Genomic DNA, 11,784 nt, shown 5'->3' with positions numbered 1-11,784 from the left:
CAGTAAAGACAAAGGAGCGACAGCGATGCAAACGATCCTCAAGATCTCCGGTATGACCTGCGGCCATTGTGTAGCCGCCGTGAATAAGGCCTTGCAGCAGGTCCCGGGTGTGGAACAGGCCGACGTCAGCCTCGACCCACCGCAGGCCGTGGTGACGGGGAGTGCCGATCCGCAGGCACTGGTGACGGCAGTCAAGGGAGAAGGGTATGACGCGAGTGTGCAGTGATCGCGGTCAAGGCGATCACCCCGATGCGCCGGGGCACCCGACATGGACGTAAAACCCCCACCCGTGCTCCTCTACACGGCGCCCGGCTGCCCCGATTGCGCGGCACTCAAGCAGTGGCTGCAGCAGCGGCAGATCGCCTACGAGGAACGTGATGTGACCGACCCGGGCGTCGCGGACGAGGCCAAGTCCCGTTATGGCGTGCGGGTCGCGCCCATCACGGTGATCGGTGATGCCTTCTTCTATGGTACTTTCGCACAACAAAGGGCCAGGCTCGAAGCGGCACTCGAACAGCGTGGTACGCTGCTGACGTGATCCGCTCGCATCGCCTATGGGGTAAGATTCCACAGGAAAATGCTCACCCCCCCATCACGTACGCAGATGCTGCGGCACCACACCGTTCGAAGCTGTACTCACAAGGACCCCGCCGATGAAATCGAAAGCCGCTGTTGCCTGGGAACCGAAAAAGCCCTTGTCCATCGAGATGATCGATGTGGAAGGCCCGAAGGACGGCGAGGTGCTGCTCAAGGTCATCGCCTCGGGTGTATGTCATACAGATGCCTTCACCTTGTCCGGTGACGACCCCGAGGGCGCGTTTCCCGCCGTACTCGGCCACGAGGGTGGTTGTGAAGTGGTGGAATGTGGCCCCGGCGTGAAAGGGCTGCAGCCGGGCGATCATGTGATCCCCCTGTACATCCCGGAATGCGGCGAATGCGTGTACTGCCATTCCACCGAGACCAATCTGTGCCAATCCATCGCCGCGACGGTCTGGACCGGCTACATGCCCGATGGCACACGACGGTTTTCCATGAACGGTAAACCCATCTATCACTACATGGGCTGCTCGACGTTTTCCGAGTACACCGTCGTGCCGGAGATTGCGCTGGCGAAGATCAACAAGGCGGCCCCGTTGGACAAGGTCTGTCTGCTCGGTTGCGGTGTCACCACCGGCATCGGCGCGGTGCTCAATACGGCCAAGGTGAAACCCGGCTCCACCGTCGCGGTGTTCGGTCTGGGCGGTATCGGCCTGTCCTGTATCCAGGGGGCGGTGATGGCCAAGGCGGGGCGTATCATCGCCGTGGATATCAATCCGGGCAAATGGGCCATGGCCAAGGCACTGGGCGCGACCGATTTCGTCAATCCCAGGGAACTGAGCGGCAGCGTCAAGGAGGCCATCGTGGACATGACCAACGGCGGTGTCGATTATTCCTTCGAGTGCATCGGGAATGTGCAGGTGATGCGAGAGGCGCTGGAGTGCACGCATATGGGCTGGGGCGTATCCACCGTCATCGGCGTCGCCGGCAGCGGCCAGGAGGTTTGCACCCGCCCTTTCCAACTGGTCACGGGCCGCACCTGGAAGGGTTCCGCATTCGGTGGCGTCAAGGGCCGCACGGAGCTGCCAGGATATGTAGACCGCTACATGAGCGGTGAGATCGAGCTGGACAAGATGGTCACCCACACCATGCCGCTGGAGGACATCAATCGCGCATTCGAGCTGATGCACAGCGGTGAGAGCATTCGCAGCGTGATTATCTTCTGAGTCGCCCCCACTTGCTTGCGTCTCATTATTTTCACCCTGCAGACACGCATTTCAGCCACGGAAACACAGGGAAAAACACAGACGAGATCATAGAGGTTCATTAATGTCTTGCGTGTGCTTCCAAGGCAAATGGGATTTTTGGGTTTACGGGACAACAGTGGACATACTACTGATATCCTCTCGATGATTTCACCATCAATCGATTCACTCCAGGGCACCGCATCATGAAACAGATCGAAAGCATCAAGGAATCCGGCGGCTGGCTGAACCGTTATCAGCATGAATCCACGAGCTGCCATTGCACGATGACCTTTTCGGTGTATCTGCCGCCGCAGGCAGCCACGGAAAAGGTTCCAGCCGTCTATTGGTTGTCGGGGCTGACCTGCACCGATGACAATGTCCGCACCAAGGCCGGCGCGCAGCGCTATGCCGCGGAACTCGGGTTGGCATTGATCTTTCCGGACACCAGTCCGCGTGGCGATGACGTGCCCGACGTACCGGAGCGCTACGACCTGGGCAAGGGCGCCGGCTTTTACGTAAATGCCACGCAGGCGCCCTGGGCGACGCATTATCGAATGTATGACTACGTCACCGTGGAACTCCCGGCCCTGATCGAGGCCAACCTGCCCGTGCTCCCCGGTGTCAAGTCCATCAGTGGTCATTCCATGGGCGGTCACGGCGCGTTGATCTGTGCATTGAAGGAAAAGCACGCCTATCGCTCGGTATCCGCCTTTGCACCGATCTGCCATCCGGTGAAGTCACCCTGGGGCGAAGGCTGCTTTGGCGCCTATCTGGGTGATGATCAGGCGCAGTGGAAGGCCTACGATGCCACGGAACTGATCCTGGCCGGACACGAGCCGGTGCCCGTATTGATCGATCAGGGGACCGACGACGAGTTCCTGGCCGGACAGCTGTTCCCGCAGGATCTGCAAGCGGTCTACGTCGCCCGCAGCGGAGAACTCAAGCTGCGCATGCAGGACGGCTACGACCACAGCTATCATTTCATCGCCAGCTTCATCGGCGACCATCTGGCGTATCACGCCAAGGCGCTGCGGGAATAGGCCAGCATGGGGCGGCAGACGCTGCGGTCGCAGCCGCGGCTGTGGCTGGCGATCGCCACGCTGCTGCTGGCATTCAACATGCGCTCCACACTGGTCGCCGTGGCACCGGTGATGGACCAGATCCGCGCGGAGTATGTGATCTCCGCGGCCGGGGCCGCACTGCTGACCGGCCTTCCCGTACTGTGCTTCGGTGCACTCGCCCCGCTGGCGCCGGCGCTGAGCCGCCGCGTCGGGACCAAGACCGTGTTGTACTACTGCGCCGCCCTGATCGGGCTGGGCGGACTGCTACGGGTCGTGCCCGGTCTCCCCGCGTTGCTGGCCGGGACACTGTTGTTGGGCGGCGCCACCGCCCTGGCCAATGTCCTGCTGCCCGGACTGGTGAAGCACTATTTCGCCACCCAGGTGGGCCTGATGACCGGTCTCTATCTGGTCGCCATGAACGGTGGCGCCAGCGTGGGGGTCGTTCTGACGGCCACCTGGGTGGAGGCCGGCGCCAGCTGGCGTCTGCCGCTGGGGGTACTGGCGCTCCCGGCACTGGTCGCCGCGCTGGTCTGGCGGGCGCGCCTGCGCACGGCGGAGGCCGTGCAGCCCGCTACCACAGCACCGTCCGCACTCTGGCGCGATCCTCTGACCTGGCAGATCACCGCCTATATCGGGCTGCAATCGTCGGCCTTCTATGCGATCGTCTCCTGGCTGCCGAGCATCCTGACCGACGCCGGCCTCAAACCCGCGGCGGCCGGCGCCCAACTCGCGCTGCTCACCGTCATCGGGGTTCCGGCTGCCCTGCTCACGCCGCTACTGGCCGTGCGCCTCGCCGATCAGCGCCTGCTGGCCATGGGCCTGGCGCTGATCACCGCCAGTGGGTTTACCGGTATGGCCGTCTGGCCCGGGGTGATGAGCTCGCTGTGGAGCAGCTTGATCGGGATCGGATTGGGTGCGGCATTCAGTCTGTCGATGACCTTGATCGTACTGCGCAGCCGCGACCCGCAGCAGGCCGCCAGCCTGTCCGGCTTTGCCCAGTCCGGTGGCTACCTGCTGGCCGCCAGCGCCCCGATCCTGGTCGGTGCCCTGCGGGATACCAGCGGCGGTTGGGAGTCGGCACTGTGGCTGCTGGTGGGCCTCGCGATAGCGCAGGCCCTGTTCGGGCTCGCGGCCGGCCGCGATCGTTATGTCGGCCCGCAACCGCCGCACCCGGAGCGGCTGGCAGAGGCCGAATGGGCCGCCATCGCGGCCACGGCAGCGGCGGCGGATAAGGCCACCGGCGACGACCTGGATTCGTAGTCCCCCGCCCTTCCGACAGGGCTGAAGCGCCGGTGTGCCCCCGAGCACGTTTCTCACCAGCCTGTTAATCTGAGCACAGGCTGTACGCATCCAGTGTGAGATCCGGCCCGCCCATCAACCTGAAAGACTCACTTCAGCCACGGAAGCACACGGGCAAGATCGTACGCTTCATACAACGGTCTCCTCACTCGCCAGGTGCTGAGCCGGAGCCTTACGACACTGTTTCATCTCGGTGTCTTCCATGTGCTTCCATGGCAAATATGGTTTTTTGGATCATTCAGGGAAGACCTATGTTCAGCCTCTCGTATCATTCTTCGACCAGACAAATCCGCCAGCGGCTAGTGATGATCGGGGTTCTGTGCCTCAGTGCCGGGTGTTCAGAGCCTGTTGAGCCGCCCCAGGCCACACCGCCCTCGGTTTCCGTTGTGGTCCTGGAAAGCTCTGAAGTCCGCCCATCCCGCGACTTTGTCGCCAGAACGGCAGCGTCAGCCAGGGCCTGGCTCACACCGCGCATCGAAGCCGAGATCAGAGAGATTCTGTTCCGGGAGGGATCCCGGGTGCGTGAAGGGCAGGTTCTGGTCAGGCTGGAAGATACCCGTGTCCGTGCAGATCTCCAGCAGGCCAAAGCAGAGCTGACCGCCGCCAGGGCGGAGGCCGAATCCGCCCGGAAAAACCTCAACCGAGGTGAAGAAGTCGCTGCCAAGGGGTATCTGTCCGAGGCGGATATGGACACGCTCAGGGATCGCTCCAATGCTGCGGCAGGTCGCCTGGAGAGCGCAGAAGCCGCGGTGCAGAAAGCCACTACCAATCGGGAATACGCCGAGATCAAGGCACCGTTTGACGGCTGGATCGGCAGGCTGAATTACGATGTCGGTGCCGTCGTCGGCCCGGCCAGCGGACCGATTGCGGAAGTGCTGGTAACGGATCCGATCTATGTGGAGTTCCAGCTCAATGAGTCCGACTACGTCGCATTCCGCCGCTTAGGCAGCAGCTCTGGCGCGAGCATCGTCAGCAAATTGTCGCTTCGCCTGACGCTGCCGGACGGTAAATATTACAACCAGAACGGTATACCCAACTTTGCCGATGTGCAGACCGATGCCAGTACCGGCACCGTCGCCATGCGGGCGGAGTTCCCCAATCCGGATGCCGTTCTGTTGCCCGGGCTGTATGTCACACTGCATATCGAAGGGCGGGCCGGTGAGCCTCAGGTCCTGGTGCCACAAGCGGCCGTACAGGAGACCATCGAAGGTAAATTTGTCCTCGTCGTAGACGACCAACAGAAGGTCATCCAACGGTTCATCAAAACCGGCTCGCGTCAGGGCGCTATGCTGGCCACCGAGAGCGGCCTGGAGGTGGGCGAGCGCGTAATTGTCGAAGGTCTGCAGAAAGTCCGCTCCGGGGTGACCGTCAATCCGGTACCGAAACAGATAGACCCGGATACCGGAGTACTCACCGACCTCACCCTTGGCGGTGAGGTTGACCAATGATCCTGAAAAACTTTCTTCAGCCACGGAAGCACACGGAAATACACGGACAAGTTCATATGCTTCACACAACAGCCCTCGCCACCTACCAGGCACTGCGTCGGGGCCTTGCGACGCTGCTTCATCTCAGCGTCTTCCGTGTGTTGCCGTGGCAACCAGGGCTTTCGGGATGATCAGTCGCGTCTTCATCCAGCGCCCCAGGTTTGCGTTCGTTATTTCGATCGTGATAACCCTCGCCGGCCTGCTGGCATTGCAGACGCTTCCCGTCAACATGTATCCCGACATGGCGCCGCCCAAGATCCGGGTCATGGCAGTGCTCCCCGGAGGGAGTCCCCAGATCGTCGAAGAGGCGGTCATCCGCCCGATAGAACAACAGCTCAACGGTGTCGAGGGCATGATTTATATCGAGTCGTCGGCCTCCGATGATGGCTCGGCGATGATCACGCTGTCGTTTGAAAGCGGCACCGATACCGATATTGCCCAGATCAACGTGCAGAACCGGGTTGCGCTGGCTGAACCCTTCCTGCCGGAAGAGGTCAGGCGACAGGGCGTTGCCGTCAGCAAACAGACCGGCAACATGTTGATGGGCATCAACCTCATATCACAGCGCCCCGACCTGGATGCTGTCTTTCTGAGTAATTATGCCTCCAGTCATCTGGTTGAAGCCCTGGGGCGGGTACCTGGCGTTGCGTCCGCCGAGGTCATGGGTGCCAAGGACTACAGTATGCGTGTCTGGCTTGATCCCCGGCGCATGACGTCTCTGCGGGTCACTGTGGCCGAAGTGGTCGCAGCGTTACGGGAACAGAACCAGATCGTCGCGGCCGGCAAACTGGGACAGGCGCCCGTTCCTGAGGGGCAGCAATTCGTCTACAGCATTCAGAGTAAAGAGCAGTTGTCAGACTCCGCCGAGTTCGCCCAGACGATCATCCGGGTAAACCAGGACGGTGGATTTTTACGCCTTAGTGACGTCGGACGGATCGAGTTGGGCTCACGATCCTATACCTCGACTGCCAAACTGAATAATCAGGATACTGCATTTCTGGTCATCTATCAGTTACCCGATGCCAACGCCCTGGAGGTCGCCGGACAGGTAAAAGAGGCTGTCGAAGAGTTCGCTCGGAGCTTTCCCGACGGGGTCACGCACAGCATACTTTTTGACTCTACTGAGTTCATCAGCCGGTCAATCCGAGAAGTAGTCATTACGCTTGTCCAGGCCGTCGCACTGGTCATCCTGGTCGTGTTTCTGTTTCTGCAACGCGGACGGGCAACACTCATTCCCGCCATTGCCATACCGGTTTCCCTGATTGGTACTTTCGCAGTCATGGCGGCACTGGGTTATTCGATCAATATCATTACACTGTTTGGCCTGGTACTCGCGATCGGAATCGTTGTCGATGATGCCATTGTGGTTGTCGAGAACGTGCAGCGGATAACGCAAGAAGAGAAGCTGCCTATCCAGGAGGCCGTCACCAAGGCCATGGAGCAGGTAACCGGACCCGTCATCGCGACCACTCTGGTGCTGTTGGCGGTGTTCGTACCGGTGGCATTCATGCCTGGGATCACCGGGAAGCTCTATCAGCAGTTCTCAGTCACGATTTCAGTGGCGGTCATCATCTCGTCCATCAATGCACTCACCCTCAGCCCGGCGCTCTGTGTGTCGTTGCTCGGCCGTGGGGCCAGCCAATCGATCAGCTGGCTGCGACCGCTCGAGCGGTTGATAACCGTCGGCACGAAAGGCTATTCCGGGCTCCTCACAAGATTGCTTCGCAAGAGCGCCTTGGTCGGGATAGCCCTGGTGATCATGCTCGCAGTCAGCACGGGTCTGTTCAACGCTGTGCCGCTGGCGTTCGTACCCCCAGAGGATCAGGGCTTCCTGTTCGTGAATGTGCAATTACCGGTTGCCGCTTCCCAGGAACGAACCGATGTGGTGCTCCAGAAAGTGACGGATATGGTGCTGGAAGACCCCGCCGTCACCGACGTTATTTCCGTTTCCGGTTTTTCTCTGCTGGATGGTGCCGGATCCAATAACGGTCTCGGTATTATCGTACTCAGCGACTGGTCAGAACGAGAAGTGCCTGGCCTCGGCCTGGATGAAATTGTGCCTCGATTGTACTCAAGGTTATGGACGATTCCGGAGGCCCAGGTCATGGTGTTCAATGCGCCACCCATTCCCGGGCTGGGTGTCTCCGCAGGGTTCGATTATCGTTTGCAGGACAATCTTGGGCGCGACATTTCGGAGCTGGTTCAGGTAATGAACGGGCTGATCTTCGAGGCCAATCAGCAGCAGGAGTTGTCCCGGGTTTACAGTACCTACCGTGCCAATATCCCCCAGTACCTGCTCGAAGTAGACCGGAACAAGGCCAAGGCCCTGGGTATTCAGCTATCCGATATCTTCTCCACACTGCAGACCCAGTTTGGTTCGCTGTATGTGAATGACTTTACGTATTTTGGCAGGAACTACCGGGTGCAGCTGCAGGCCGAGGGAGAGTTCCGGAAAGGGCCGGAGGATCTGGCATATTACTCGGTCCGCAACCGTGATGGCGACATGGTGCCGCTATCCACACTGGCCACACTGAAACCCGTGCTCGGGCCTGCCAATATCGCGCATTTCAACCTCAAGCGTTCCGTGACGGTGTCTGGAGAACCGGCAGCGGGGTTTGCCAGTGGTGATGCCATCAGGGCGATGGAAGCGCTTTCTGAGAATCTGCCGCAGGGTTACGAATACAGTTGGGCCGGGCAGAGCCTGCAGGAGATACAGGCCGGCAATCTGGCGATGGTGATCTTCCTGCTGGCAATTGTTTTTGTATACCTGTTTCTGGTCGCACAATACGAGAGCTGGGCCCTGCCCTTTGCCGTCATCGGTGCCGTCCCCATCGCCATTTTCGGCGCCCTGGCCGGACTGTGGCTGACGGGCCTTGCGAACAACATATACGCCCAGGTCGGGCTGGTCCTGTTGATTGGACTGTCCACCAAGACGGCCATCCTGATTGTCGAGTTTGCCATGCAGCTGCGCAAATCCGGGCTGAGTACCGAAGAGGCCGCAACCAAGGCGGCGGTGCTGCGTTTCAGGGCGGTACTGATGACGGCCTTATCGTTTGTGCTTGGCGTGCTGCCACTGGTCTTTGCCACCGGTGCGGGCGCCGGCAGCCGCGTCAGCCTGGGTGTCCCGGTGCTGAGCGGCATGGTTGCGGCCACCCTCCTCGGAACGCTTCTGGTCCCCATCTTCTACAAGTGGGTGCAGACGCTTCGGGATCGCAGGATGATTTGATCTGGCCGGTCAGGGGTGGCCGCCGGTGCGCCGCTGCGCGCCTGTCCTTCTACGGGAGCGTCCCCCTGGTATGTCTCGTGAGGGCGCCGGTCGCCAGCACAATACACCCCCCCCCGGCCGCAGCACACGCCGGCGCAGTGCACATCGGCACCTAAACAAAATCGGCTTACAGCCCGCGCCAATGCTTGATTCTGGATTCGGGCCGAGTCATTTAACCGGACAGTCGTGATTGGAAAAGACTGATTGTCGACACTGATTGAAGCACCTGTGCACCCCGCTTGCAGCGGGCCGGATCCACCGAATCGCATCGGTCTGCTAAAATCTCAGATGTCGGGCGACACAGACGGCAGTCTGGCACTTCGACCCGCCATACAGGAGGTTGATCATGACTGACACCACTAACTGGAGCCTGAAAGGCAACTACTTCGAAGCCTGCAACTGTGAGGTGGGCTGTCCGTGCGTGTTCCTCAGTGCACCCAGCGAGGGGGAATGCACCGCACTCGTCGCCTGGCACATCGACCAGGGAAACTTCGGCGCCGTGAAGGTCGACGGGCTGAACGTCGCGCTTGCGGTGCACTCACCCGGGCACATGGCCGAGGTGAAGTGGAACGTCGCACTCTACCTGGACGAGAAGGCCAGCGAAGCCCAGCGCAGCGCCTTGACGACCATCTTCGCCGGCCAGGCTGGGGGACACCCCGCCATGCTGGCCGCACATATCGGGGAAGTAATCGGTGTGAAGACGGCCAAGATGAGCTTTGAGGCCAAAGGCAAACAACGCAGCTTGCGGATGGAGAAGATCGGTGAAGTCACGATCGAGAGCATCGAAGGCCAGGGCGGGGCGGAGGTGACCATCGACAATCACCCGCTGTGTATCGCGCCCGGCTACGCCATCGCTGTGTCACGATCGAAGGAGGCACGTTACCAGGATCACGGCCTCGACTGGAAGTTCAGCAACCGGAATGGCTTCCATTCTCCGTTCACTTATCAGAGCGCCTAGACGCATTCGTCCATGCCGGCGGTCGACCTGGGTGCGATCCACCGACGCGACCGGCGTGTCGTGGCGGCCGGACTCGTCGGCATCACCGCGCTGTCCTGGGTATACGTCGTATATCTGGCGTTGCACATGTCGTCCACCCTGCCGACATCGGCGATGGCCATGCCCCGTTGGCAACCTTGGGGGGCGGTCGAGTTCGCACTGATGGCGCTGATGTGGGCAGTGATGATGGTGGCCATGATGGTGCCCTCCGCCTCGCCGATGATTCTCACGTTCACGACCGTTCAACGCGATCGTTTGGCACAGGGAAATGCCGTTGTGCCCACCTCGATCTTTCTGGCCGGTTACGTGCTCGCGTGGAGCGCCTTCAGCCTGATCGCGACCCTGGCCCAGTGGGGTCTGCACCAAGCCGCCTTGCTCTCGCCGATGATGGTCGCTACCAGTCCGGTATCCGGTGGGTTGCTGTTGATCACGGCCGGAGCCTATCAAGGGAGCCGGCTCAAGAACGTCTGCCTGTCCAAGTGCCGCACGCCGCTGGGCTTTCTGCTCACCGAATGGCGTGACGGTCACCGTGGCGCACTGCTGATGGGCTTGCGCCACGGCGCCTTTTGCACGGGGTGCTGCTGGGCATTGATGGCGCTGTTGTTTGTGGGTGGCGTGATGAACCTGCTGTGGGTCGCCGCCATCGCGGCGTTCGTACTGATCGAGAAGATCGCCCCGCAAGGATGGCCGGTTGCACGCGTTGCGGGTCTGAGCCTCGTGACTTGGGGTGGCTGGCAGTTGCTCGGCGCGATCTTCTGACGTGGCGAACATCTACCCCGTGCGATCGTTTCGCGCTGTAGCACGATGCGCCACGGCGCTCAACAGACCGTACACCATCGATCTGTGCATCAGATTCTCGCGCCGCAGAAATCGGTGTGTGTGTATCGTCACGATCCTGTGGGCGCGCTATTGCAAAGTGCGTTGCAGCGACGTACTCTGCTGACCGCTGCCTCGACGGAGTGGACTCAAATGTCGGCAGTGCACTGTCAGAACAGTGTGGCATTCACCAATGGATGGAGAGTCGCCCATGCGAGTGGCGCTGGAGTTCAACGGAGTTCAGGTGCGAGGCGCGATCGCACTGCGTGAGCCACTCGTCTGGCCGGTATGGTTTGCCGTCGATGGCGATGCGATGCGTGCGCTGCTCGGGGATGTCACCGCATCATCATGGATCCATGCCCCGGGACCACAGGCCGGCACTGCGGCGCTCGAATGGAATCGCACCCTCGTACCATCCGGTATTCCTGAATCCGCCTCCGGCGTAGGACTGGCACTCCTCTATACCGAGGGCGGGAAATCCAGTACCACGGCACGCGCCCAGTACGAAGCATTCTCCGAACGCGTGCGCCAGATCGCCCTTGACGCGGCGGCCGAGGCTGCTGGACTGGCGCCGTTACTCGCCTTCCGGAATGCAGGGCGCGGGCAGACGCCGAACATCGATGCGCTTACCAAAGGTATCGAGCACGACATTCTGGTCTCACCGGGAACAGACCACGACGCACCGGACGACGATGCGGCCACTGCATTCGCGTATGTGGCAAGGATGCTGGCACCTCTCGCACCCGGTAGTTCCGTGCAGCGCAAGGAGGTGACGCCCTCCCCGGTGGACGTGCCGATCGATGCTCCGATCATCAGCCCGGTCGCTCCGAGCGCGCCCGTGCGGCGGGTGATACCGGGCCTGGTGACATTTCCGGAACGTATTCGACCCAACCTGCCTCGCTCCACCCTGGGCGAGGGAACCGTCGCTGCATCTCTCATACAGTTCTGGCCGTCCACCAACGTCGCCAGGTTGAGGATGACCGACATCCGTCGCTCCCTCCCGACCCGTACCGCGCTGCGTGATACGTTACGCACCTCCCTCACGCTCAGCGGTCGTCTGCGTCGGGAGGAATGA

At 61.2% G+C, this 11,784-nt stretch carries 10 protein-coding genes; all 10 read left to right on the top strand.

Features of this window, described 5'->3' with window-relative positions; genetic code table 11:
* The first annotated feature begins 25 nt into the window (after positions 1-25).
* The 10 genes from K8I04_05685 (at position 26) to K8I04_05640 (ending at position 11,784) form a co-directional block, all read left to right on the top strand.
* Positions 26-226 carry a cation transporter gene (locus K8I04_05685; GenBank protein ID MBZ0071199.1) on the top strand — a complete coding sequence of 67 codons (201 nt, stop codon included), beginning with the start codon at positions 26-28 and terminating at the stop codon, positions 224-226.
* A 42-nt stretch (positions 227-268) separates the two neighbouring features.
* A complete protein-coding gene (locus K8I04_05680; protein MBZ0071198.1) occupies positions 269-538 on the top strand; it encodes a glutaredoxin family protein in 270 nt (89 codons plus the stop codon).
* A gap of 115 nt (positions 539-653) precedes the next feature.
* Entirely contained in the window at positions 654-1,763 is a 1,110-nt protein-coding gene (locus K8I04_05675; protein MBZ0071197.1) for an S-(hydroxymethyl)glutathione dehydrogenase/class III alcohol dehydrogenase, read from the top strand.
* A gap of 224 nt (positions 1,764-1,987) precedes the next feature.
* Positions 1,988-2,824: an S-formylglutathione hydrolase gene (fghA, locus tag K8I04_05670; GenBank protein ID MBZ0071196.1), complete on the top strand. Its 837-nt coding sequence runs from the start codon at positions 1,988-1,990 to the stop codon at positions 2,822-2,824.
* 6 nt (positions 2,825-2,830) lie between these two features.
* Complete coding sequence (locus K8I04_05665) at positions 2,831-4,105, top strand: MFS transporter (GenBank protein ID MBZ0071195.1); 1,275 nt, start codon at positions 2,831-2,833, stop codon at positions 4,103-4,105.
* A gap of 290 nt (positions 4,106-4,395) precedes the next feature.
* A complete protein-coding gene (locus K8I04_05660) occupies positions 4,396-5,592 on the top strand; it encodes an efflux RND transporter periplasmic adaptor subunit (GenBank protein ID MBZ0071194.1) in 1,197 nt (398 codons plus the stop codon).
* 166 nt (positions 5,593-5,758) lie between these two features.
* Positions 5,759-8,857, top strand: coding sequence for a multidrug efflux RND transporter permease subunit (locus tag K8I04_05655; protein ID MBZ0071193.1), 3,099 nt, complete (start codon positions 5,759-5,761; stop codon positions 8,855-8,857).
* 385 nt (positions 8,858-9,242) lie between these two features.
* Positions 9,243-9,854, top strand: coding sequence for a DUF1326 domain-containing protein (locus K8I04_05650; protein ID MBZ0071192.1), 612 nt, complete (start codon positions 9,243-9,245; stop codon positions 9,852-9,854).
* 12 nt (positions 9,855-9,866) lie between these two features.
* Positions 9,867-10,652 carry a DUF2182 domain-containing protein gene (locus K8I04_05645; protein MBZ0071191.1) on the top strand — a complete coding sequence of 262 codons (786 nt, stop codon included), beginning with the start codon at positions 9,867-9,869 and terminating at the stop codon, positions 10,650-10,652.
* Positions 10,653-10,920: 268 nt separating this feature from the next.
* Entirely contained in the window at positions 10,921-11,784 is an 864-nt protein-coding gene (locus K8I04_05640) for a hypothetical protein (GenBank protein MBZ0071190.1), read from the top strand.

It is taken from the genome of Gammaproteobacteria bacterium, assembly GCA_019911805.1.
In the GTDB taxonomy this organism is placed as follows: domain Bacteria; phylum Pseudomonadota; class Gammaproteobacteria; order Thiohalobacterales; family Thiohalobacteraceae; genus JAHJQQ01.
This window is presented reverse-complemented; position numbering and strand designations above follow the sequence as displayed.